The following is a 25,743-nucleotide window of genomic DNA, read 5'->3' on the forward strand; positions in this document are numbered from 1 at the left end:
TCACGTATTTCAGTCTTTCTTCGGCTTTGTGATTCACTTTCGCATTGCGTAGAATGAATTTTCTGACAAAAAGGAGCTGTTTTCCCTTGAAAGGATTACAACAATTAATATATGAACAAAAAGATATTCGAGCGGTCTTAAATGCGCTCGATGGAAAAGAAAAAGCGCAACTTGTTACTGGGCTTACTGGGTCTTCGCGTGCGTTGTTTGCAAGCGTAGTGGAAGGTGCGTCTAAGCGACCAGTTGTTTTTGTGACGCACAATTTATATCATGCGCAAAAGCTATATGATGATTTATTATCTTTGATGGATTCGGACCGTCTGTTTTTATATCCGGCTGATGAACTAATATCTTCTGAGTTAAGTATTTCCAGTCCGGAACTCAGAGGTCAGCGAGTCGAAGCATTAGATTTTCTAATTTCTGGAAAACCTGGGATAGTGATTGTTCCGGTTGCGGGGCTCAGAAAAATGCTCCCGCCAGTATCTCTTTGGAAACACTTTAATATATCTATTATAGAAGGCGAAGAAATTGATCCAGAAGTTTTGCGCCAAAAATTGCTTACCATGGGCTATACGATGAGTGGAATGGTTAATACGCCAGGAGAATTTAGCGTTCGTGGTGGGATTATAGATATTTACCCAATTACGGAAGAATTTCCAATTAGAATAGAACTATTTGATACCGAAGTGGATTCGCTTCGTTTCTTTGATGTCGAAACACAGCGTTCTACTTCTCGTGTAGAAGAGTTCCGTTTACTACCAGCGACAGAAATCATTTTAGATCAAAACTATTACCCAGATATTGTCAAACGTCTTGAGAAAAAAATGATGTTTACTTTGAATGAATTAAAAGAAAAAGAAGATAAACAAGTACTTGTTGAAAATTTAGAAGAAGATTTAGAAATGTTGCGTTCAGGTGTAAAGCCAGATATGTTTTTCAAATACATAGGGTTAGCCTATCCAGATCCAGCATCACTTTTTGACTATTTTCCAAAAAATACTGCCATTTTATTAGATGAATTTGCGCGTATATTAGAAACCGAAGAAAACTTGGAAAAAGAAGAAGCAGAATGGCAGACGGAGACATTAGGTCGTATGGAAACGGTACGTGACGTTCAGGTGAGCCATTCTTTTAAAAAATTACTCGACGAAAATCACTCGCCAAAAATATATTTATCTCTTTTTCAAAAACAAATGGCGAGCATGCGGGTATCGAAAACAACGAATATCGTCTACAAACAGATGCAACAATTCCATGGTCAAATGAATGTACTCAAAACAGAACTAGAAAGCTGGCATAAAAACAATTATGCGGTAGTCATCCTAGCGCCAAGTATAGAACGTGCAGAGAAAATGCAACAAACATTAGCAGATTATGATATGGAAAGCACAATTCTGAAAAAAGAGTCTGACATCCCCAAATATGGGCTGGTTCAATTTGTCGTTGGAACATTTCAAAATGGCTTTGAGTTACCACTTGCCAAAGTAGCGATTATTAGCGAATCTGAACTTTTTAATAAAAAAGTAAAAAAAGTGAAAAAGCGCCAAAAACTATCTAATGCTGAGCGGATTCAAAGCTATTCCGAATTAAAAGTGGGCGATTATGTCGTGCATATAAACCACGGCATTGCTCGCTACGTTGGAATGGAAACTTTAGACATTAATGGCGTGCATAAAGATTATCTTCTTCTCGTTTATCAAGGTGAAGATAAATTGTTTATCCCAGTGGACCAACTTGACTTAGTGCAAAAATATGTTGGTGCTGAAGGGAAATCTCCAAGACTAAATAAACTTGGTGGCGCGGAATGGAAACGCGTGAAGAAAAAAGTGCAAGCTTCCGTCCAGGATATTGCAGACGATTTAATCAAGCTATACGCGGAACGAGAAGCGGAAAAAGGTTATGCATTCAGCCCAGATGAAGAAATGCAACGCGAATTTGAAGATGCTTTCCCGTACCAAGAAACCGACGACCAATTGCGCTCCATTGCAGAAATTAAGAAAGATATGGAGCGACCACGCCCAATGGATCGTTTGCTTGTTGGTGATGTTGGCTACGGTAAAACAGAAGTGGCGCTTCGGGCTGCTTTTAAAGCAATTATGGATGGTAAACAAGTAGCTTTCTTAGTTCCAACAACTATCCTGGCTCAACAGCATTTTGAAACAATGAAAGAGCGATTCCAAGGTTTTCCAATTGAAATTGGCCTTTTAAGTCGTTTCCGGACAAAAAAACAACAAACAGAAACATTAAAAGGAATGAAAAGTGGGACAGTAGATATAGTTGTCGGCACACACCGACTATTATCAAAAGATGTTGAGTACCATGATTTAGGTTTGCTTATTGTCGACGAAGAACAAAGATTTGGTGTAACTCATAAAGAAAAAATTAAACAAATGCGTTCAAAAATAGATGTATTAACACTAACAGCGACTCCAATTCCACGAACACTACACATGTCGATGCTAGGTGTTCGTGATTTATCCGTTATCGAAACCCCGCCAGCGAATCGCTTTCCAGTTCAAACATACGTAGCGGAACAAAATAATGTTCTTGTTAGAGAAGCGATTGAACGGGAACTCGCGCGCGATGGACAAGTCTACTATCTTTACAATCGGGTAGAGACAATTACACAAAAGGCGGATGAAATTTCTGCAATGGTTCCCGATGCCCGTGTTGCCATCGCGCATGGACAAATGGGTGAGTCTGAATTAGAGTCGGTTATTTTAAGCTTCCTTGAAGGTGAGTTTGATGTTCTGGTAACCACCACTATTATCGAAACAGGCGTGGATATTCCAAATGTAAATACACTCTTCGTTCAAGATGCTGATCGAATGGGCCTATCACAACTGTATCAATTGCGCGGAAGGGTAGGGCGCTGGAATAGAATTGCTTATGCTTACTTTATGTACCAAAAAGATAAAATTCTTCGTGAAGAAGCGGAGAAACGCTTGTCAGCCATTAAAGAATTTACCGAATTAGGCTCTGGTTTCAAAATTGCGATGCGCGATTTATCTATCCGTGGCGCTGGTAATATCCTCGGTGCGCAACAACATGGCTTTATTGATTCTGTCGGTTTTGACCTTTATTCGCAAATGCTAAAAGAAGCAATCGAAGCGAAAAAGCCAAAAGAAGAACAAAAACAAATTGTACCCGTCGAAATCGATATCCAAGCAGATGCCTATATACCAGAATATTACATTACAGATGGTCGCCAAAAAATCGAGATGTACAAACGTTTCCGTAATATAGAAGTATTGAATGATTTGGAAGAACTGCAAAGTGATATGATTGACCGTTTTGGTGAATATCCAGAAGAAGTGGAATATTTATTCACGATGACAGAACTTAAAGTCCATGCGCTTGAAGTCGGGGTTGAATCAGTCAAACAAGAGCAAAATAAGATTACTATGTTGTTTTCCGAAAGTGGTACAGCTGGAATTCGTGGGGATATCGTTATGCAAATCATTGGCGAATTTGGTCGAATGATTGGTGTAGGAATGGAAGGTGCACAACTGAAAATCACTGTAAATATCCAAAATATACCATTAAAAGAATGGCTCTACCAAATCAAAAGCTTAGCTGAAAAACTTCGTGGTGCTTTAAAAGAAAAAGTATCTTCCGAAAACTGATCCATTAGTATAAAAGAAAGGAGGTGGCGGGATGTCTGAACGTTCCATGAAGCATCTAATGAAAGGAGCAGCATGGCTAACTGCTGCCTCGCTTATTTCTAAAATACTCAGCGCGGTTTACCGAGTTCCTTTTCAAAATATGGTTGGCGATGTCGGGTTTTATATTTTTCAACAAGTCTACCCGATATACGGGATTGCGATGACCCTTGCTCTAGGGGGCTTTCCCGTTGTTATCTCTAAAATGTTAGCTGAAGCAAATGGAGATTTAAGGCGACAGCAAATTATTATGCGTGCGGTATTTAGAACGCTACGAATTGTAAGTATCACTTTGTTTATCTTTTTATTCTTATTGGCTGACTTGATAGCAATGATGATGGGAGATCCAGCACTTTCTGAACTTATTCGAGTGATTAGTTTTGTCTTTTTGCTAATGCCATATCTTGCTTTTATGCGTGGTTTCTTTCAAAGTACGGGAGAGATGGTACCAACTGCGATATCTCAAACTATTGAACAAATTATCCGTGTTGCAATTATTCTTCTCGGTGCAGGATTAGCGCTCAATATGGGACTGGATTTATATGACGCGGGATCAATGGCGATGAGTGGTGCTATTTTTGGTGGTGTTTCTGGAATCTTCGTGTTGCGTCACTTTTACAATAAAAAACTGGCATCGGGTCAAGGGTTGCAACCAGCCGTATTTGCTGGGAAACAAGAGAAAATCGGTATTGGCCGTGATTTCCTTCGTCAGAGCATGGCGATTTGCGTCGTCAGTTCGATGTTGATTTTATTCCAACTAGTTGATTCTTTCCAAGTTTACCGTTTAATGAGTGATTCAGGTATTCCGGACTTCATAGCAAAATCACTTAAAGGAATATACGACCGAGGTCAGCCGATTTTACAACTTGGTCTCGTGCTTTCAACTGGACTTGCTCTAGCACTTGTTCCGATGATTACTGCCGCGAGAGTTCAAGGCCAACAAAAAGAATTAAAACGGTCAATACTATTAGCTATTAAAATCACACTCATTCTTTCAGGAGCAGAGACAGTCGGATTAATCGTAATCATGCGCCCTTTAAATCAAATGCTCTTCCAAACACCAGACGGAACTTTCGTCTTGCAATTATTTATGCCAGCAGTTTTTCTCAGTTCTTTAATCGTGATGTTAAGTAGTATTTTACAAGGTTTTGGAAAAATTATTGTTCCAGCTATTGGTGTTGGTATCGGACTTGTTGTAAAATGGGTTACAGGAAGTGTATTAATTCCACACTATGCAACAGTAGGTGCATCCATATCGACATGCATCGGTTTAGCAGTAGTTTTGCTAATCTGTTATGTTTCATTAAAAGAAACCATCCGTATACCGTTTGTTGAAAAGTCAATGCTCTTTAGGTTAATTGCCGCCTTAATATTAATGGCAATAATTCCATGCCTAATAGAATGGTTAGTTCCATTCGAAACAAGATTTGGAAGTGCGTTTCAAGCAATAATTAGTGCGCTGCTCGGTGGTGGAGTTTTTCTCGTTTTTGCATTGAGATACAAATTGCTCGGACCGAAAGATTTCGTTTTCCTTCCGTTTGGGTCTAAATTACTAGCGCTTAGCAAACTTGTGGCGCGAAAATAAAAAAGTAGGTGAATAAAATGGCAACAACTATGCGATTAGATAAATTTTTAAAAGTATCTAGATTAATTAAGCGTCGTACAGTAGCTAAAGAAGTAGCAGAAAAAGGACGTATTGCTGTTAATGGTATAACTGCAAAACCAGGAACCAATGTGAAGTCTGGTGACGAGTTAGTTATCCGTTTTGGCCCGAAAATTGTTACAGCAAAAATCGAACGCTTAGAAGAAAATGCAAAAAAAGAACAAGCGACAGAAATGTATACAATTATTAAAGAAGAACGTACTGACGAAAGTAGATAGAAAAATCGTTTGAAATGGCGAATTAAAGCCGATTTCAAACGATTTTTTTCTACCCTCAAAAAGGTACAATCAATTTTTTGCAAAAAAGTCAAGAAAAAAATGATAAAAATAGCGGATTCCAATAGACAAATGGCTGATTTATTGATATCATTTTAAGCAAGAAACGTTTTTTTCTCTACCGAATTTCACAGACAAAGAGCAAATAAGAACATGGGAGGGACGATGTATGAAAAAAGCTAAAACAAAAGTAGCGAGAATAGAAAATCGCTACATAAAAGATACTGCAACAATGAAAAAAACTCGTAACCGTCGTCGCGTTGCCCTGTTCCGTAGACTTGCTTTTATGGCTATTATCTTTGCCGTTGTCGGAGGACTTTTAACTGTAACCTACACGCAACAAGTCTTATCACTAAAAGATAAGAAAGAAAAACAAGTAAAAGTAGATAAAAAAATGGTTGCAATGAAAGATGAAGAACAAGCACTAAACGATCAAATCAAGAAGCTTCATAATGACGAATACATAGCCAAACTAGCTAGAAGCGAATATTATTTATCTAAAGATGGAGAAATTATTTTCAACATTCCTGAAGAGAATTCGAAACAAAAAGAGTAAGTCGAAGTGGAACCAACATTCTCCATAATAGAATCAAAGGGAAAATTAAGTGGTGCATTTTTTGGAGATTACGAGTTTGACTGTTTGACACTCTTTTTATTATAGCTATAATTAAGCAATAGAGTGATATTTTAAGGAGGACGCATTTTTTTATGTCGATCGAAGTAGGCAACAAGTTACAAGGGAAAGTTACTGGGATTACTAATTTTGGAGCATTTGTGGAGTTAGAAGGTGGCAAAACAGGTTTAGTCCATATTAGTGAGGTTGCAGATAACTATGTTAAGGACATTAATGACATCTTAACTGTAGGGGATGAAGTTACTGTCAAAGTAATGAATATTGGTGATGATGGCAAAATTGGTCTGTCCATTCGTAAAGCAGTAGATCGTCCGGACCGCCCAGAAAAAAGCTATGATCGTAAACCAAAATACAGCAAAAAACCTGCTGGAAACTATGTAAAACCAGCCGAGAGCTTTGAAGATATAATGTCTAAATTCTTGAAAGATAGTGATGAAAGACTAACAACTATCAAACGCCAAACAGAATCCAAACGTGGTGGACGAGGCGCGAAACGGGGCTAACACCTGAAATTAATTTTAAACTATAGAAGGATGCACCGTATTGGATCATTAATACGGTGCACTTTTTAATAAAATGTGAAAGTCGAATTTTGGAGGAAGGGTTTCTTGAATGGATGACATCGAAAAACGAGTACATAAATATATTGAGAAACATGACTTAATCTGGTCCAACGACAAATTGCTTGTGGCAGTTTCTGGCGGCCCGGATTCTTTGGCGTTACTGCATTTTTTGCGAATGGCTAATCTGGTCCCAAAAGAAGCTATCTCTGTAGGACATGTAAATCATGGCTTAAGAGAAAACGCAGTAAAAGAGCAATTTATCGTTCAAACATACTGTGAAAAGTATGACATTCCTTTTTTTACGGAAAAAATAAACGTGAATGAACGCGCCAAAAGCTTACATAAAGGTATTGAAGAAACAGCGCGTATAGTAAGATATGAATTTTTTGAAAAAATCATGGCGAAAGAAAGCATCAACAAACTAGTGCTAGCCCATCATGCGGATGATCAAATCGAAACCATCCTCATGCGACTAGTTCGTGGGAGCTCCAGTATTGGTTGGTCAGGAATTCAGCCAAAACGTAGCATGCAAGGCGGTTATGCAATTCGGCCCTTTTTAACAATTACAAAATCAGAAATTATCGAATACGCTAATAAACACGAATTAGCCTACGAAATAGATGAATCTAATTACAACCCCCAATATACTAGAAACCGATACCGGGAAGAGGTTCTACCATTCCTAACCAAAGAAAATCCAGCTGTTTATAATCATTTTGAAAGGTTTTCTGAAGAAACGAGTGAAGATTTTCAGTTTTTAGAAGACTTAGCGAATGAATTATTGAAGAAAAACCTTATTAAAAACGTTGAACAGACAACACTTTTACTTAGTAGCTTTAAAAATGAAGCGAATCCTTTACAACGTCGCGCAATTCATTTACTATTGAGATATCTGTACAATGAGGATGCTAGTCTAATAACGGCAAATCATATCTATCAGATTATCCAGATGATTCAAAGCGATAACCCATCTAGTTCACTTAATTTACCGAAAAAACTCGTCGTCAAAAGATCTTACAACGAACTCCACTTTCAATTTGGAGACAGACAAGCTCCCGCTGAGTTTTATCATCAACTAGGACTAAATGACCGCATTGAATTAGAAAACAAAGCAAGTCTCCGTTTGAAGCTAAAGAGCTCCGTTGTTCAAACCAATGGGCTAAACGGAATGCTACTGGATGCAGCGGATATTACACTTCCTTTAATCGTCCGAAACCGTATGAGCGGGGACAGAATGACGATGAAAGGCCAAGCAGGTAGCAAGAAACTAAAAGATATTTTCATCGATGCCAAAATACCAAGGCAAGAACGCGACAATCTACCCGTGATAACAGACTACACTGGAAAGATTCTCTGGATACCCGGCGTGAAGAAGTCTGCATATGACCGAGAATTTAGTCGTAGCAAAAAGCAGTACATTATTAGGTACACTCGAAATATAGGAGGAAACGAGAGCATGCATAATGATATTCAGAAAGTACTGATATCGGAGGACGAATTACAGGAAAAGATTCGTGAACTCGGTCGTGAGTTGACAACAGAATATGAAGGACGTAACCCACTTGTAGTTGGCGTATTAAAAGGGGCAACTCCTTTTATGACAGATTTACTTAAGCGCGTAGACACATACTTAGAAATGGACTTCATGGATGTATCCAGTTACGGGAATGGTACAGTATCGTCCGGAGAAGTGAAAATAATTAAAGACCTTAATGCATCAGTAGAGGGTCGCGATGTGCTAGTAATTGAAGATATCATTGATAGCGGTCGTACACTTAGTTATTTAGTAGACCTCATTAAATATCGCAAAGCAAAATCAGTAAAATTGGTTACTTTGTTAGATAAACCATCAGGACGAAATGTGGCAATCGAAGCAGACTATGTAGGCTTTGAAGTACCAAACGAATTTGTTGTTGGTTACGGTTTAGATTATGCAGAACGTTATCGCAATCTACCATATATAGGTATTTTAAAACCAGAAATTTATAGCGAGTGAAATTAATTAACAAACAGAACCATTTTTTGTTAAAATATAATAGCTAGCTTTTTAAGAAAACAAAAAGAAAAAAGATTCATGCCGTCCATGCAAAATAGTGGGCAATATAGATTCGGTATGCTATCATTAGTCTTAGTTTTCGAAGGTGAAAAAAGTATCAATAAATAATAAAAAATCTAAATTAATAATAGAATAACTTCGTGAGAGAAAAGGCTAAACGGATGTGTTTTTATTAATCAGGGGAATTTGCTATTAGTCGAAAACAACTTTTAAAGGGATAACTATCCAGAAAAAGTAAGAATCCAAGCTCTTACGTGGGAGGAGGTAAGGAATGAACAGGTTTTTTAGAAATGCAATATTTTATGTCATCATATTCCTTGTTATAATCGGAATCGTTGCATCGTTCAATTCAAATAAAGAGGCAGCGAAAGATATTAGCTATACGGAATTTATGAGTAAACTAGAAGATGGAAAAGTTAAATCACTTACCATCCAGCCAGACCGAAGTGTTTATACAATTGAAGGAGAATTCAAGTCAAGCGATAAAAGTTCTTCTGATGATAAGAAAACTGGTCTAGGACAAAGTAAAACAAGTAGTACAGCTTTCACAACGTATGCTTTAAATAGCGATACTTCACTAGAAGAATTACAAACGGCAGTATCTAAAGAAGATGTGAAAATGGAAGTAGAACCTGCTAAGCAAAATAGTGGTTGGGTTACTTTCTTAACTTCCATCGTTCCGTTTGTAATCATCTTTATCCTGTTCTTCTTCCTAATGAGCCAGTCTCAAGGCGGTGGTGGCGGTAAAGTAATGAGCTTTGGTAAGAGTAAAGCCAAACTTTACAACGACGATAAGAAGAAAGTTCGCTTTACTGATGTAGCAGGAGCGGACGAGGAGAAACAAGAACTTGTAGAAGTAGTGGAATTCCTAAAAGATCCGCGCAAGTTTGCGGAACTCGGTGCTCGTATTCCGAAAGGCGTCTTATTAGTAGGGCCTCCGGGTACTGGTAAAACCTTGCTAGCTCGTGCAGTTGCAGGTGAAGCGGGCGTACCATTCTTCTCTATCTCAGGTTCTGACTTTGTAGAAATGTTTGTCGGAGTCGGTGCAAGCCGTGTCCGTGATTTATTTGAAAATGCGAAGAAAAATGCTCCATGTATCATTTTCATTGATGAAATTGATGCAGTTGGTCGTCAACGTGGTGCCGGAATGGGCGGCGGTCACGATGAACGTGAACAAACCCTAAACCAATTACTAGTTGAAATGGATGGTTTCGGCGGTAACGAAGGAATTATCATCATTGCCGCAACTAACCGTGCCGACGTACTTGACCCAGCGCTTCTTCGTCCAGGTCGTTTTGACCGTCAAATTATGGTTGATCGCCCAGACGTAAAAGGTCGTGAAGCAGTACTTCAGGTTCATGCTCGTAACAAACCACTTGCAAAAAGTGTTGACTTAAAAGCAATCGCGCAACGTACACCAGGATTCTCTGGTGCCGATTTAGAAAACTTACTGAATGAAGCAGCCTTAGTTGCCGCTCGTTCCGATAAAAAAGAAATAGACATGAGCGATTTAGATGAAGCAAGTGACCGCGTAATTGCCGGACCTGCCAAGAAAAATCGTGTCATTTCCGAAAAAGAACGCCGCACTGTTGCATATCATGAAGGTGGTCACGTAATCGTCGGAATGGTACTTGATGAAGCAGAAGTAGTTCATAAAGTTACGATCGTCCCTCGTGGACAAGCTGGCGGTTATGCCGTAATGCTACCAAAAGAAGATAGATTCCTAATGACGAAAGCTGAGTTAATGGACCGTATTACTGGTTTGCTTGGTGGACGTGTAGCTGAGGAAGTCACTTTTGGAGAAGTAACAACTGGTGCAAGTAATGACTTTGAACGTGCAACTGAGCTTGCTCGCCGCATGGTAACAGAGTGGGGTATGAGTGACAAAATTGGACCACTTCAATTCACTTCTGGTAATGGCCAAGTATTTATGGGGCGCGATTTCGGAAATGATAAAGGTTATTCCGACAAAATCGCTTACGAAATCGACACAGAAGTTCAAAGCTTAATTCGCTACTGTTACGACCGTGCTAAAACAATCATTACTGAACACCAAGAACAACACAAACTTATCGCGGAAACATTACTAAAAGTAGAAACTTTAGATGCTCGCCAAATCCGTTCCCTATTTGATGAAGGTGTAATGCCTCCGGATATTGATACAATTGATGTAGCGGCAGAGTATCCTTCTGAAAAAGAAGATGAACTATCTGGCAAATCTTTTGAAGAAGAAAAAGAAGAATTGAAACATGAAGAAAAAGCAGAAGAAACTGCAGTAGAAAAACAAGATGAACCAAAAGAAGTTTCTTCAGAAGATGCTCCGAATATTGAGCAAACTCCAAATGATAAAAAAGACGAATAAAATCAAAGAGGCTGGGTTATTCCAGTCTCTTTTTTGAAGCTATATTATTCGGTTTTTAGATTAAAACATGATATGATACGTTAGAAAAATCTACTAAAGGACGGTATTCAAACTTATGATACTTGTAATTGATGTTGGAAATACTAACTGTACTGTCGGCGTTTATAACGACCAAAAACTTTTAAAACATTGGCGCATGACGACTGACCGTCACCGAACATCTGATGAGCTCGGTATGACAGTTTTAAATTTTTTTTCCTATGCAAATATAACTCCTTCTGATATTCAAGGAATTATTATTTCGTCTGTCGTTCCACCAATCATGCATGCCATGGAAACTATGTGTGTACGTTACTTTAATATCCGTCCACTAATTGTAGGACCAGGAATCAAAACAGGTCTTAATGTTAAAGTCGATAATCCACGAGAAATTGGTGCTGACCGTATAGTAAATGCCGTAGCTGCATCCGAACAATACGGAACACCAGTAATCGTTGTTGACTTTGGAACAGCAACTACCTTTTGCTATATCGATGAATCAGGAGTGTATCAAGGCGGTGCGATTGCGCCAGGTATTATGATTTCTACAGAAGCTTTATATAGTAGAGCTGCCAAACTTCCTCGAGTAGACATTGCTGAATCGAGTCAAATTATCGGGAAATCAACAGTTGCTTCTATGCAGGCTGGTGTTTTCTATGGCTTTGTTGGGCAATGCGAAGGAATTATTAATGAAATGAAAAAACAATCGAATTCGAGCCCGGTTGTAGTAGCTACAGGGGGGCTTGCAAGGATGATTACAGAGAAATCTTCTACAGTTGATATTCTAGATCCTTTTTTAACATTAAAAGGGTTAGCGCTTCTGTATCGAAGAAATAAACCAACAACAGAAAAATAAAGGAGTTTTAAACAATGAGTGATTATTTAGTAAAAGCGCTAGCCTATGATGGGATGGCGCGTATATATGCAGCGGTAACAACAGAAACAATCAAAGAAGCGCAAAAAAGACATGACACGTGGTCCGTTTCTTCCGCGGCACTTGGTAGAACAATGACTGGAACATTATTTCTCGGAGCGATGCAAAAAGAAGATCAAAAAATCACAGTGAAAATAGAAGGTGATGGTCCAATTGGTCCAATCGTAGCTGATAGCAATGCGCAAGGCCAAATTCGTGGCTTTGTAACTAATCCGCATGTTCATTTCAGTGAGCTTAATGAAGCAGGAAAACTGGACGTTCGTCGTGGCGTAGGGACATCAGGAATGCTTTCTGTTGTAAAAGATTTAGGCTTTGGGGAAAACTTCACAGGGCAAACCCCAATTGTTTCCGGGGAAATCGGCGAAGATTTCACCTATTATTTAGCTACTTCTGAACAAATCAATTCTTCAGTAGGCGTAGGCGTTTTAGTGAATCCAGATGACTCAATCGAAGCAGCTGGTGGTTTTATGCTACAACTTCTTCCTGGTGCAACTGATGAAATCATTGATGAAATCGAAAAAAATCTAACTGCCTTACCAACCGTATCCAGAATGATTGAAGCAGGAGAAACACCAGAAACGATTTTAGCCAAGCTAGCTGGTGGCGAAGAAAAATTACAAATTTTAGAAAAAATACCGGTATCTTTTGAATGTAATTGTTCTAAAGAGCGGTTTGGTAGTGCAATAATTTCTCTTGGAAAAGAAGAAATCCGCTCCATGATTGAAGAAGACCACGGAGCAGAAGCAGAATGTCATTTTTGTCGTAACACATATGATTTTTCAGAACAAGAATTAGAAAAGCTATACGAAGAAGCAAAATAAACCAAAAGGAGTACTCGATGAGAGTGCTTCTTTTTTATAAAGCCTTAAACTTGACAAAATAGGTCGGAATTAATTAAACTATATGAAAGACCTAAAAAGATAGGAGTGCTTTAATAATGACAATTGTAAATTCAATAACTGATTTAATTGGAAAGACACCTATTGTAAAACTTAACCGCTTACCAGAAACAGGTAGTGCAGATGTATATGTAAAACTAGAATTCCAAAATCCAGGTGGTAGCGTAAAGGACCGTATTGCAAATGCGATGATTGAAGATGCTGAAAAGTCTGGTGCTTTAAAACCAGGCGACACAATTATTGAGCCTACAAGCGGAAACACTGGGATTGGTCTTGCGATGGTTGCGGCAGCGAAAGGTTACCAAGCAATCTTCGTAATGCCTGAAACAATGAGTTTGGAACGTCGCAAATTGCTTCAAGCATATGGAGCGAAATTAGTATTAACAAAAGGACCAGATGGCATGAAGGGCGCTATTGCCAAAGCAGAGGAGTTAGCAAAAGAAAATAATTATTTTGTTCCACAACAATTTCATAATCCAGCAAATCCAGCTGTTCATGAAGAAACAACGGGTCCAGAAATCGTCGAAGCATTTGGTAAAGATGGTTTGGATGCTTTTATCGCAGGCGTTGGAACTGGTGGAACAGTAACTGGTGTTGGACATGTACTTAAGAAAAACTATCCTGATGTAAAAATTTACGCATTAGAGCCGGAAGAATCCCCAGTGCTTAGTGGCGGCTCCCCGTCTCCACATAAAATCCAAGGAATTGGTGCTGGCTTTGTTCCGGATACTCTAGATACAAAAGTCTATGATGGTATTTTAAAAGTTTCTAGTGAAGATGCTTTAGAAACAGCGCGTGAAGTTGCCAAAAAAGAAGGTATTTTGGTTGGTATTTCATCGGGAGCAACAATTAAAGCTGCTCTTGATTTAGCTAAAGAACTTGGAGTAGGAAAAAAAGTTTTAGCCATCGTTGCTAGTAATGGCGAACGCTACTTAAGTACACCACTTTATAATTTTGAAGATTAATGAGGCAAAGCGACGTGTTTGGGGAACTCCTAGGCATGTTGCTTTTTTATTTATTAAAAGAAATAAATAAATTTCTTACTATTTTCTAATCAAATGCACAGGGGAAATTTTCTTTTATTAGTTAATATATAACCATAAGCTAACAACAAACAAAACATTTTCATTCTTTCCCCTTTTTAGAATGAAAATCCCAAACTCCCTTTTTGACCAGTGTGGTTTACTCCCTTTTTCCACACTGGTTTTTTAATACAAAAAATGAAAAGAAAAACCGAGAAATCTCATGAAACTTTAACAAAAGTCACAGCATATCCACCGAAACTTCGGTTAATATATAACTATAAACTAACAACAAGCAAAACATTTTCATTCTTTCCCCCTTTTAGAATGAAAATTCCAAACTCCCTTTTTGATCAGTGTGGTTTACTCCCTTTTTCCACACTGATTTTTTTATGCCAAAAAAGAAAAATCAATAAATCTCATGAAACTTTAACAAAAATCACAGTATATCCACTGAAACTTCGGTTAATATATAATTATAAGCTAACAACAAACAAAACATTTTCATTCTTTCCCCTTTTTAGAATGAAAATCCCAAACTCCCTTTTTGATCAGTGTGGTTTACTCCCTTTTTCCACACTGATTTTTTAATGTCAAAAAAGAAAAATCAATAAATCTCATGAAACTTTAACAAAAATCACAGTATATCCACCGAAACTTCGGTTAATATATAATTATAAGCTAACAACAAACAAAACATTTTCATTCTTTCCCCCCTTTTTAGAATGAAAATCCCAAACTCCCTTTTTGACCAGTGTGGTTTACTCCCTTTTTCCACACTGGTTTTTTAATACAAAAAATGAAAAGAAAAACCGAGAAATCTCATGAAACTTTAACAAAAGTCACAGCATATCCACCGAAACTTCGGTTAATATATAACTATAAGCTAACAACAAGCAAAACATTTTCATTCTTTACCCCTTTTTAGAATGGAAACCCAAACTCCCTTTTGACCGGTGCGGTTTACTCCCTTTTTCCGCATCGGTTTTTTTGTGCGCTAAAATCGCTGAATTCTGCTATAATAAATCACGGAAAGAGGTGTTTGGACTTGAAAAAGTGGAAAAGGGACCACTTAGGTATGGTCATGGGAATTTTAAATGTTACACCAGACTCTTTTTCGGATGGTGGCAAGTATATGGAGCTAGAAGAAGCTGTTGTTCGTGCTATGAAAATGGCTGAGGATGGTGCGGCAATCATTGATGTCGGCGGAATATCTACGCGGCCAGGTTTTTCAGAAGTCTCACGAGATGAAGAATTAGCGAGAATTATCCCGGTTATTAAAGCGATAAGAGAAAAATTGCCAGATATATGGATATCAGTGGACACATGGCGAGCGGCAGTTGCTGAACAAGCTGTTTTGGCCGGAGCTGATATGATAAATGACCAGTGGGGCGCAAAAAAAGAACCGGAAATTGCGCAAATTGCAGCTAAGTATAATATTCCAATTTGTTTAATGCACAACCGAGAAAATGCCCAATATGAAAATTTCTTAGAAGACGTGAAAACGGATCTTTTGGAAAGTGTGGCAATTGCAAAGGCTGCTTCTGTGCCAGATGAACACATTATATTGGATCCAGGATTTGGCTTTGTTAAGACGCCGGCACAAAATTTAGAAGTTTTGCGACGGATAGACGAAATTGTTGCGCTTGGGTATGAAGTTTTACTCGGAACAAGTCGGAAATCAACCATTGGCCTAATTTTAGGAGGATCACCTGATGATAGAATGGAAGGTACCGGAGCTACTGCGGTTTACGGTTTTGCAAAAGGGTGTACAATTACACGAGTGCATGATGTCTTGCCGATTGCTCGAATGATTCGAATGACAGATGCAATCACTGGGAAGTTAGATATAACAAAATTATAAAAAGGGGTGCTTTTTTTGGATAAAATATACTTAAATGAGCTAGCGTTTTATGGTTATCATGGTGTTTTGTCAGAAGAAAATAAACTAGGTCAAAAGTTTAGCGTATCATTAGTCCTTGGTCTTTCAACAAAAAAAGCCGGGAATTCTGATGATGTAAAAGATACTGTTAGCTATGCAGATGTCTATGAAACGGTGAAAACAATAGTAGAAGGAAAGCCGTTTAATTTAATTGAGGCACTTGCGGAAAAGATTGCAGTAGAAGTTTTAAAGAATTATCCGCTTCTTAAGGAAGTGACAGTAAAATTAATTAAACCTAATCCGCCAATTCCAGGACATTATCATTCTGTGGCAGTAGAAATCGAACGAAAGAGAAGTGAACTGAATGGCTAAAGCTTTTTTATCGATAGGAACAAATATTGGTGAACGCTTGGTTAATTTAAATAATGCGGTTAGTGGCTTGGCGGCTGAAAAGCAAATTGAAATAGTAAAAGTATCCAGTGTATATGAAACGGATGCGGTAGGCTTTGAAGATCAAGCTGCTTTTTTTAATATTGTTATCGAAATTGAAACGAGTTTTCTCCCAGAGAATCTATTAGACTTTTGCTTAAAGTTGGAGCTTGAATTAGGAAGAGTCCGTTTGTTCAAATGGGGACCGCGATTAATCGATATTGATATTTTGCTATATGATGATGTTAAAATGGATACAGAAAAGCTGAAAATCCCACATCCTTATATGAAAGAAAGAGCTTTTGTGATGATACCGTTAGTGGAGATTTCTCCTGATAAGGCAGGGATTCGGGTTGATCAGACTGTTTTGGCTGAGCAAGGCGTCCGGAAAATAAAAAAACAAGTGAAGTGGTAAAATTGGCACTTGCAGAAAAAACTGTTTGTGATAACATATCACTAGCGCAATTTAAGAGGGAAGGGGTTTAATAAATGTTTCAAATAGGCAATGTAGAAATTAAAAATCAAGTAGTTGTGGCTCCGATGGCGGGGATATCCAATTCTGCATTCCGTCTTACGGTCAAAGAATTCGGAGCAGGTCTTGTTTGCTGTGAAATGATTAGTGACAAAGGAATCGCATACCGCAATGCAAAAACGCTTGATATGCTATATATTGATGAAAAAGAAAAGCCACTAAGTTTGCAAATTTTTGGTGGAGAAAAAGAAACTCTCGTGGAAGCCGCAAAATTTGTTGCTGAGAACACAACAGCTGATATTATTGATATTAATATGGGATGCCCAGTCAACAAGATAATCAAATGTGAAGCAGGAGCGAAGTGGTTACTTGATCCAAACAAAGTGTACGATATGGTTGCAGCGGTTGTAGATGCTGTGGATAAACCAGTTACTGTAAAGATGCGTATCGGTTGGGATGAGGAGCATGTATTTGCGATTGAAAACGCATTGGCTGCAGAACGTGCAGGAGCTGCTGCGGTCGCGATGCACGGGCGTACTCGAGTTCAAATGTATGAAGGTAGCGCCAACTGGGATGTACTCAGAGATGTAAAACGCGAATTAAAGATTCCTTTTATGGCTAATGGAGATGTTAGAACTCCAGAAGATGCAAAACGTATTTTAGAACATACCGGCGCTGACGGAGTGATGATTGGTAGAGCGGCACTTGGAAACCCATGGATGATTTATCGAACTGTTAAATATTTAGAGACTGGCGAACTTTTGCCAGAACCAGAACCACGCGAGAAAATGCAAACTGCTATGCTGCATTTAAATCGTTTAGTCGAATTAAAAGGGGAGAATATCGCTGTTCGCGAATTTAGACAACACGCTGCTTATTATCTAAAAGGTGCGAGAGGAAGCACGCGTGCTAAAGTTGCTGCAAACCAAGCGACAAAACAAGCCGAAATGGAATTGATTTTAAATGAATTTGTTCTTCAATATGAAGAAAAAGAATTAGCAAAACAAGATTAAACATTGTTGCCCCGGGTTTTCGGGGCATTTTTTAAATTTATACTAGAAAAATAACACTAAAAGAGCGTATAATGAAAACATCTGTAGAAATGAATAGAATAGGAGTGTACCTATATGAGTAACGAAAACCACGAAGAACTAAATGACCAACTCATCGTCCGCCGCGAAAAAGTAGAAACTTTGCGCGAAGAAGGGATTGATCCTTTTGGCGGGAAATTCATCCGTTCCATCAGCCCGGAAGAAATTGAAACACAATTTGCTGATAAATCAAAAGAAGAACTTGAAGAAGCTTCTATTGAAGTAACTGTAGCTGGTCGTATTATGACGAAGCGTGTAAAAGGGAAAGTAGGATTTACACATATTCAAGACCGTTTCCACCAATTACAAATCTATATTCGTAAAGATGCAATTGGGGAAGACTCATATGTAGTTTTCAAAATGGCTGATTTAGGAGATATTATCGGCATTAAAGGTACTATCTTCAGGACAAACACTGGTGAACTATCTGTGAAAGCAACAGAATTCACATTACTATCTAAAGCGTTGCGCCCACTTCCTGACAAATACCATGGCTTAAAAGATGTGGAACAACGCTATCGTCAACGCTATTTAGACTTAATTACCAACGAAGAAAGTCAAAACCGGTTTGTCATGCGCAGTAAAATTTTGAAATATACACGTGATTATATGGATAATCAAGGTTTCTTAGAAGTAGAAACACCTGTATTGCACACAATCGCTGGTGGCGCTGCGGCGAAACCTTTTATTACTCACCATAATGCACTGGATATGGAATTATATTTACGAATCGCGTTAGAACTACATTTAAAGCGACTAATTGTAGGCGGGATGGATAAAGTATACGAAATTGGTCGTGTATTCCGTAATGAAGGGACATCTACACGCCATAACCCGGAATTTACTATGCTAGAATCCTACGCCGCATATGAAGATTACAAAGATGTAATGGATTTAGTAGAAGGATTAGTTTCTACTGTTTGCGAGCAAGTTAATGGGACTACTAAAATAACATATGGTGAATATCATGTAGATCTAACACCTAACTGGCGTAGGATTCACATGGCTGATGCTGTCAAAGAATATGTCGGAGTAGACTTTTGGAATGTAACTTCTGATGAAGAAGCGCATAAATTAGCCAAAGAACACAATGTACAGGTCACGAAACATATGACATACGGACATATTCTTAATGAGTTTTTCGAAACGTTTGTTGAAGAAAAATTGATTCAACCGACATTTGTATATGGACACCCGATAGAAATATCTCCATTGGCTAAGAAGAACAAAGAAGATGGCCGCTTTACTGATCGCTTTGAATTATTTATTGTTGGACGTGAACATGCTAATGCTTTCTCGGAATTAAATGATCCAATCGACCAAAGAGAACGTTTTGAAGCGCAAATGAAAGAGCGGGAACAAGGAAATGATGAAGCACATGGAATGGATGCGGATTTCTTAGAAGCGCTAGAATATGGTTTGCCGCCAACTGGTGGATTAGGCATAGGAATAGATCGTTTAGTAATGCTACTAACTGACGCACCATCTATACGCGACATTTTATTATTCCCAACAATGAAGCACAGAGATTAATAGAAATCCAGAGCTGGAATATTCAGTTCTGGATTTTATTTTTTAGTCAGAAAAACAAATTTTCCAAAGAGAAACTTTTTCTCAAAATATGCTTGCAATACCTATAAAAACATGATATATTTATAAACGTTCCAGTTAACAAAGACAAAATGTTCTTAAGGAAATTAAATTTTTTTGAAAAAACATCTTGACTTTGAATGTTGGATAGAGTAAGATATAAGAGTTGCTGCTAAACACGGCGACAAAGAAAAATGACCTTTGAAAACTGAACAAAGAAGAAGACGAAAAGCAATGAGACGTAAAGTCTCACTGGTAATCGCAGGGCAGAAAACAGAAAGCTGTTTTCAACAAAACAAACTAGTAATTTAATTGCTAGCGAAGTCAATTTGACGCAAGGAATCTTATTCACGGTGTTGAATAAGTATTCAAATTCAATTTATATTTTAAAGAGAGTTTGATCCTGGCTCAGGACGAACGCTGGCGGCGTGCCTAATACATGCAAGTCGAACGAACGGAGGAAGAGCTTGCTCTTCCAAAGTTAGTGGCGGACGGGTGAGTAACACGTGGGCAACCTGCCTGTAAGTTGGGGATAACTCCGGGAAACCGGGGCTAATACCGAATGATAAGTAGTGACGCATGTCATCACTTTGAAAGATGGTTTCGGCTATCGCTTACAGATGGGCCCGCGGTGCATTAGCTAGTTGGTAGGGTAAAGGCCTACCAAGGCAACGATGCATAGCCGACCTGAGAGGGTGATCGGCCACACTGGGACTGAGACACGGCCCAGACTCCTACGGGAGGCAGCAGTAGGGAATCTTCCGCAATGGACGAAAGTCTGACGGAGCAACGCCGCGTGTATGAAGAAGGTTTTCGGATCGTAAAGTACTGTTGTTAGAGAAGAACAAGGATAAGAGTAACTGCTTGTCCCTTGACGGTATCTAACCAGAAAGCCACGGCTAACTACGTGCCAGCAGCCGCGGTAATACGTAGGTGGCAAGCGTTGTCCGGATTTATTGGGCGTAAAGCGCGCGCAGGCGGTCTTTTAAGTCTGATGTGAAAGCCCCCGGCTTAACCGGGGAGGGTCATTGGAAACTGGAAGACTGGAGTGCAGAAGAGGAGAGTGGAATTCCACGTGTAGCGGTGAAATGCGTAGATATGTGGAGGAACACCAGTGGCGAAGGCGACTCTCTGGTCTGTAACTGACGCTGAGGCGCGAAAGCGTGGGGAGCAAACAGGATTAGATACCCTGGTAGTCCACGCCGTAAACGATGAGTGCTAAGTGTTAGGGGGTTTCCGCCCCTTAGTGCTGCAGCTAACGCATTAAGCACTCCGCCTGGGGAGTACGACCGCAAGGTTGAAACTCAAAGGAATTGACGGGGGCCCGCACAAGCGGTGGAGCATGTGGTTTAATTCGAAGCAACGCGAAGAACCTTACCAGGTCTTGACATCCTTTGACCACTCTGGAGACAGAGCTTTCCCTTCGGGGACAAAGTGACAGGTGGTGCATGGTTGTCGTCAGCTCGTGTCGTGAGATGTTGGGTTAAGTCCCGCAACGAGCGCAACCCTTGATTTTAGTTGCCAGCATTTAGTTGGGCACTCTAAAGTGACTGCCGGTGCAAGCCGGAGGAAGGTGGGGATGACGTCAAATCATCATGCCCCTTATGACCTGGGCTACACACGTGCTACAATGGATGGTACAAAGGGTAGCGAAGCCGCGAGGTGGAGCCAATCCCATAAAACCATTCTCAGTTCGGATTGTAGGCTGCAACTCGCCTACATGAAGCCGGAATCGCTAGTAATCGCGGATCAGCATGCCGCGGTGAATACGTTCCCGGGCCTTGTACACACCGCCCGTCACACCACGAGAGTTTGTAACACCCGAAGTCGGTAGGGTAACCTTTTAGGAGCCAGCCGCCGAAGGTGGGACAGATAATTGGGGTGAAGTCGTAACAAGGTAGCCGTATCGGAAGGTGCGGCTGGATCACCTCCTTTCTAAGGAAAAGGAAACCTGTGAGTTTTCGTTCTTCTATATTTGTTCAGTTTTGAGAGGTTAATTCTTCTCTATACTGTTTGTTCTTTGAAAACTAGATAAGAAAGTTAGTAAAGTTAGCATAAATAGGTAACTATTTATGACACAAGTAACCGAGAATCATCTGAAAGTGAATCTTTCATCTGATTGGATGTATCATCGCTGATACGGAAAATCAGAAAAACAACCTTTACTTCAATGAAGTAAATTGGTTAAGTTAGAAAGGGCGCACGGTGGATGCCTTGGCACTAGGAGCCGAAGAAGGACGGGACTAACACCGATATGCTTTGGGGAGCTGTACGTAAGCGTTGATCCAGAGATTTCCGAATGGGGGAACCCACTATCTTTAGTCGGATAGTATCCTTACGTGAATACATAGCGTGAGGAAGGCAGACCCAGGGAACTGAAACATCTAAGTACCTGGAGGAAGAGAAAGAAAAATCGATTTCCTGAGTAGCGGCGAGCGAAACGGAAAGAGCCCAAACCAAGAAGCTTGCTTCTTGGGGTTGTAGGACACTCTATACGGAGTTACAAAAGAAAGTTATAAATGAAGCGGTCTGGAAAGGCCCGCCAAAGACGGTAACAGCCCGGTAGTTGAAATAGCTTTCCCTCCAGAGTGGATCCTGAGTACGGCGGAACACGTGAAATTCCGTCGGAATCCGGGAGGACCATCTCCCAAGGCTAAATACTCCCTAGTGACCGATAGTGAACCAGTACCGTGAGGGAAAGGTGAAAAGCACCCCGGAAGGGGAGTGAAACAGTTCCTGAAACCGTGTGCCTACAAGTAGTTAGAGCCCGTTAATGGGTGATAGCGTGCCTTTTGTAGAATGAACCGGCGAGTTACGATTTGTTGCAAGGTTAAGCGGAAAAAGCGGAGCCGTAGCGAAAGCGAGTCTGAATAGGGCGAATAAGTAACAGGTCGTAGACCCGAAACCAGGTGATCTACCCATGTCCAGGATGAAGGTAAGGTAATACTTACTGGAGGTCCGAACCCACGCACGTTGAAAAGTGCGGGGATGAGGTGTGGGTAGCGGAGAAATTCCAATCGAACTTGGAGATAGCTGGTTCTCTCCGAAATAGCTTTAGGGCTAGCCTCGAGGTAAAGAGTCATGGAGGTAGAGCACTGTTTGGACTAGGGGCCCTTCTCGGGTTACCGAATTCAGATAAACTCCGAATGCCATGTACTTATACTCGGGAGTCAGACTGCGAGTGATAAGATCCGTAGTCGAAAGGGAAACAGCCCAGACCACCAGTTAAGGTCCCCAAATATATGTTAAGTGGAAAAGGATGTGGGGTTGCTTAGACAACCAGGATGTTGGCTTAGAAGCAGCCACCATTGAAAGAGTGCGTAATAGCTCACTGGTCGAGTGACCCCGCGCCGAAAATGTACCGGGGCTAAACATATTACCGAAACTGTGGATGAACCTCTTTGAGAGGTTCGTGGTAGGAGAGCGTTCTAAGGGCGGTGAAGTCAGACCGGAAGGACTGGTGGAGCGCTTAGAAGTGAGAATGCCGGTATGAGTAGCGAAAGAAGGGTGAGAATCCCTTCCACCGAATATCTAAGGTTTCCTGAGGAAGGCTCGTCCGCTCAGGGTTAGTCGGGACCTAAGCCGAGGCCGATAGGCGTAGGCGATGGACAACAGGTAGAGATTCCTGTACCAGTGCTAATTGTTTAACCGATGGGGTGACACAGAAGGATAGGGAATCGCACGAATGGAAATGTGCGTCCAAGCAGTGAGTGTGAGAAGTAGGCAAATCCGCTTCTTGCGAAGCATGAGCTGTGATGGGGAAGGAAATAAAGTACGGAAGTTCCTGATTTCACGCTGTCAAGAAAAGCCTCTAGGAAGAGTAGTACTGCCCGTACCGCAAACCGACACAGGTAGATGAGGAGAGAATCCTAAGGTGAGCGAGAGAACTCTCGTTAAGGAACTCGGCAAAATGACCCCGTAACTTCGGGAGAAGGGGTGCTCTATTAGGGTGCAAGCCCGAGAGAGCCGCAGTGAATAGGCCCAGGCGACTGTTTAGCAAAAACACAGGTCTCTGCAAAACCGTAAGGTGACGTATAGGGGCTGACGCCTGCCCGGTGCTGGAAGGTTAAGAGGAGTGCTTAGCTTCGGCGAAGGTACGAATTGAAGCCCCAGTAAACGGCGGCCGTAACTATAACGGTCCTAAGGTAGCGAAATTCCTTGTCGGGTAAGTTCCGACCCGCACGAAAGGCGCAACGATCTGGGCACTGTCTCAACGAGAGACTCGGTGAAATTATAGTACCTGTGAAGATGCAGGTTACCCGCGACAGGACGGAAAGACCCCGTGGAGCTTTACTGCAACCTGATATGGAATGTTTGTACCGCTTGTACAGGATAGGTAGGAGCCGAAGAGACGTGTGCGCTAGCATACGAGGAGGCAATGGTGGGATACTACCCTGGCTGTATGACCATTCTAACCCGCCACGCTTAGCGCGTGGGGAGACAGTGTCAGGTGGGCAGTTTGACTGGGGCGGTCGCCTCCTAAAGAGTAACGGAGGCGCCCAAAGGTTCCCTCAGAATGGATGGAAATCATTCGCAGAGTGTAAAGGCACAAGGGAGCTTGACTGCGAGACTGACAAGTCGAGCAGGGACGAAAGTCGGGCTTAGTGATCCGGTGGTTCCGCATGGAAGGGCCATCGCTCAACGGATAAAAGCTACCCCGGGGATAACAGGCTTATCTCCCCCAAGAGTCCACATCGACGGGGAGGTTTGGCACCTCGATGTCGGCTCGTCGCATCCTGGGGCTGTAGTCGGTCCCAAGGGTTGGGCTGTTCGCCCATTAAAGCGGCACGCGAGCTGGGTTCAGAACGTCGTGAGACAGTTCGGTCCCTATCCGTCGCGGGCGCAGGAAATTTGAGAGGAGCTGTCCTTAGTACGAGAGGACCGGGATGGACACACCGCTGGTGTACCAGTTGTTCCGCCAGGAGCATCGCTGGGTAGCTATGTGTGGCAGGGATAAACGCTGAAAGCATCTAAGCGTGAAGCCCCCCTCAAGATGAGATTTCCCATTTCTTCGGAAAGTAAGATCCCTGAAAGATGATCAGGTAGATAGGTTTGGAGTGGAAGTGTAGCGATACATGGAGCGGACAAATACTAATCGATCGAGGACTTAACCAAAAAAATGAAACGAAGTTACCTAACTGAACCCTTTCTTCTCTAGTTTTGAGAGAGCAATCTTTCAACAACTTAAATATTGTCTGGTAGTTATGGCGAGAAGGTCACACCCGTTCCCATCCCGAACACGGTAGTTAAGCTTCTCTGCGCCAATGGTAGTTGGGGGCTTCCCCCTGCGAGAGTAGGTCGCTGCCGGGCAGTATTTCTGGAGGTTTAGCTCAGCTGGGAGAGCATCTGCCTTACAAGCAGAGGGTCAGCGGTTCGATCCCGTTAACCTCCATTTTTTATGCCGGCTTAGCTCAGTTGGTAGAGCAACTGATTTGTAATCAGTAGGTCGCGAGTTCGACTCTTGCAGCCGGCACCATTAATATTAACTTTATAATAATACATATTTTTTATTGTAGAGAGCCGTTAGCTCAGTTGGTAGAGCATCTGACTTTTAATCAGAGGGTCGCTGGTTCGAACCCAGCACGGCTCACTTTTGCGGGTGTGGCGGAATTGGCAGACGCACCAGATTTAGGATCTGGCGCCGCGAGGCGTGGGGGTTCAAGTCCCTTCACCCGCACTTATTTTAAATATGCGGAAGTAGTTCAGTGGTAGAACATCACCTTGCCAAGGTGGGGGTCGCGGGTTCGAACCCCGTCTTCCGCTTGTTTACAAAAGTTCCAATATGCCGGGGTGGCGGAACTGGCAGACGCACAGGACTTAAAATCCTGCGGATAGTGATATCCGTACCGGTTCGATTCCGGTCCTCGGCATTATTTTTATATGCGCCCATAGCTCAACTGGATAGAGTACTTGACTACGAATCAAGCGGTTAGAGGTTCGACTCCTCTTGGGCGCACTTTATTAAACGGGAAGTAGCTCAGCTTGGTAGAGCACTTGGTTTGGGACCAAGGGGTCGCAGGTTCGAATCCTGTCTTCCCGATTGTTTGATTTTTATTATGGGGCCTTAGCTCAGCTGGGAGAGCGCCTGCTTTGCACGCAGGAGGTCAGCGGTTCGATCCCGCTAGGCTCCACCAAATTATTTCTAAAAATGTGTTGACATTATTTAGAGA

Annotated in this window: 15 protein-coding genes, 9 tRNA genes and 3 rRNA genes; all 27 read left to right on the forward strand. The window is 41.0% G+C overall.

Translation table 11 applies throughout. The annotated features are described in order from the left end of the window. Positions 1-86: 86 nt before the first annotated feature. The 27 genes from mfd to JL53_RS01595 all read left to right on the forward strand — a co-directional run bounded on the left by mfd (position 87) and on the right by JL53_RS01595 (position 25,707). On the forward strand, positions 87-3,626 hold the full coding sequence (gene mfd, locus JL53_RS01460; RefSeq protein ID WP_038406539.1) for a transcription-repair coupling factor: 3,540 nt from the start codon (positions 87-89) through the stop codon (positions 3,624-3,626). 31 nt (positions 3,627-3,657) lie between these two features. Further along, complete coding sequence (locus tag JL53_RS01465; RefSeq protein WP_038406540.1) at positions 3,658-5,247, forward strand: putative polysaccharide biosynthesis protein; 1,590 nt, start codon at positions 3,658-3,660, stop codon at positions 5,245-5,247. Between the two features lie 29 nt (positions 5,248-5,276). Then, complete coding sequence (locus JL53_RS01470) at positions 5,277-5,543, forward strand: RNA-binding S4 domain-containing protein (protein WP_305367304.1); 267 nt, start codon at positions 5,277-5,279, stop codon at positions 5,541-5,543. Positions 5,544-5,769: 226 nt separating this feature from the next. Further along, positions 5,770-6,156, forward strand: a complete 387-nt coding sequence (locus JL53_RS01475) for an FtsB family cell division protein (RefSeq protein ID WP_003718297.1) — start codon at positions 5,770-5,772, stop codon at positions 6,154-6,156. Positions 6,157-6,308: 152 nt separating this feature from the next. Further along, on the forward strand, positions 6,309-6,737 hold the full coding sequence (locus JL53_RS01480) for a S1 domain-containing RNA-binding protein (protein ID WP_003718298.1): 429 nt from the start codon (positions 6,309-6,311) through the stop codon (positions 6,735-6,737). Positions 6,738-6,846: 109 nt separating this feature from the next. Then, a complete protein-coding gene (locus tag JL53_RS15240; protein WP_074674022.1) occupies positions 6,847-8,793 on the forward strand; it encodes a bifunctional tRNA lysidine(34) synthetase TilS/hypoxanthine phosphoribosyltransferase HprT in 1,947 nt (648 codons plus the stop codon). A 331-nt stretch (positions 8,794-9,124) separates the two neighbouring features. Further along, entirely contained in the window at positions 9,125-11,215 is a 2,091-nt protein-coding gene (gene ftsH / locus JL53_RS01495; RefSeq protein WP_038406541.1) for an ATP-dependent zinc metalloprotease FtsH, read from the forward strand. A gap of 115 nt (positions 11,216-11,330) precedes the next feature. Then, a complete protein-coding gene (locus JL53_RS01500) occupies positions 11,331-12,110 on the forward strand; it encodes a type III pantothenate kinase (RefSeq protein ID WP_038406542.1) in 780 nt (259 codons plus the stop codon). 14 nt (positions 12,111-12,124) lie between these two features. Beyond that, a complete protein-coding gene (gene hslO, locus JL53_RS01505) occupies positions 12,125-13,009 on the forward strand; it encodes an Hsp33 family molecular chaperone HslO (RefSeq protein WP_038406543.1) in 885 nt (294 codons plus the stop codon). Between the two features lie 116 nt (positions 13,010-13,125). Beyond that, complete coding sequence (cysK, locus tag JL53_RS01510; RefSeq protein WP_038406544.1) at positions 13,126-14,052, forward strand: cysteine synthase A; 927 nt, start codon at positions 13,126-13,128, stop codon at positions 14,050-14,052. A gap of 1,105 nt (positions 14,053-15,157) precedes the next feature. Beyond that, positions 15,158-15,973, forward strand: coding sequence for a dihydropteroate synthase (gene folP, locus JL53_RS01515; RefSeq protein ID WP_077916396.1), 816 nt, complete (start codon positions 15,158-15,160; stop codon positions 15,971-15,973). A gap of 15 nt (positions 15,974-15,988) precedes the next feature. Continuing rightward, positions 15,989-16,363 (forward strand): dihydroneopterin aldolase, encoded by a 375-nt coding sequence (gene folB, locus JL53_RS01520; protein ID WP_003718310.1) that lies wholly within the window; start codon positions 15,989-15,991, stop codon positions 16,361-16,363. Continuing rightward, the gene (gene folK / locus JL53_RS01525) at positions 16,356-16,835 is read left to right on the forward strand and encodes a 2-amino-4-hydroxy-6-hydroxymethyldihydropteridine diphosphokinase (RefSeq protein ID WP_003718312.1); all 480 of its coding nucleotides are present in this window, start codon (positions 16,356-16,358) and stop codon (positions 16,833-16,835) included. Before folB ends, folK begins: the two co-directional genes overlap by 8 nt. A 74-nt stretch (positions 16,836-16,909) precedes the next feature. Then, positions 16,910-17,905 (forward strand): tRNA dihydrouridine synthase DusB, encoded by a 996-nt coding sequence (gene dusB, locus JL53_RS01530; RefSeq protein ID WP_038406545.1) that lies wholly within the window; start codon positions 16,910-16,912, stop codon positions 17,903-17,905. 114 nt (positions 17,906-18,019) lie between these two features. Beyond that, on the forward strand, positions 18,020-19,516 hold the full coding sequence (lysS, locus tag JL53_RS01535; RefSeq protein ID WP_038406546.1) for a lysine--tRNA ligase: 1,497 nt from the start codon (positions 18,020-18,022) through the stop codon (positions 19,514-19,516). Positions 19,517-19,958: 442 nt separating this feature from the next. Beyond that, a 16S ribosomal RNA gene (locus JL53_RS01540) occupies positions 19,959-21,508 on the forward strand. A gap of 247 nt (positions 21,509-21,755) precedes the next feature. Next, positions 21,756-24,688, forward strand: a 23S ribosomal RNA gene (locus tag JL53_RS01545). Between the two features lie 79 nt (positions 24,689-24,767). Continuing rightward, positions 24,768-24,883 (forward strand): 5S ribosomal RNA (gene rrf, locus JL53_RS01550). The 16S, 23S and 5S rRNA genes sit together here with 9 tRNA genes alongside, the layout of an rRNA operon. A gap of 9 nt (positions 24,884-24,892) precedes the next feature. Continuing rightward, positions 24,893-24,965 (forward strand) — tRNA-Val (locus JL53_RS01555). A gap of 8 nt (positions 24,966-24,973) precedes the next feature. Continuing rightward, positions 24,974-25,049 (forward strand) — tRNA-Thr (locus JL53_RS01560). 41 nt (positions 25,050-25,090) lie between these two features. Then, positions 25,091-25,163: transfer RNA gene (locus JL53_RS01565), tRNA-Lys, on the forward strand. A 5-nt stretch (positions 25,164-25,168) separates the two neighbouring features. Beyond that, positions 25,169-25,250 (forward strand) — tRNA-Leu (locus tag JL53_RS01570). Positions 25,251-25,264: 14 nt separating this feature from the next. Continuing rightward, a tRNA-Gly gene (locus JL53_RS01575) sits at positions 25,265-25,336 on the forward strand. 21 nt (positions 25,337-25,357) lie between these two features. Further along, positions 25,358-25,443 (forward strand) — tRNA-Leu (locus JL53_RS01580). Between the two features lie 12 nt (positions 25,444-25,455). Next, positions 25,456-25,529, forward strand: a tRNA-Arg gene (locus tag JL53_RS01585). Positions 25,530-25,539: 10 nt separating this feature from the next. After that, a tRNA-Pro gene (locus tag JL53_RS01590) sits at positions 25,540-25,613 on the forward strand. Between the two features lie 18 nt (positions 25,614-25,631). Continuing rightward, positions 25,632-25,707, forward strand: a tRNA-Ala gene (locus tag JL53_RS01595). The last annotated feature ends 36 nt before the right edge of the window (positions 25,708-25,743 follow it).

It is taken from the genome of Listeria ivanovii subsp. londoniensis (assembly GCF_000763495.1).
Taxonomy (GTDB): domain Bacteria; phylum Bacillota; class Bacilli; order Lactobacillales; family Listeriaceae; genus Listeria; species Listeria londoniensis.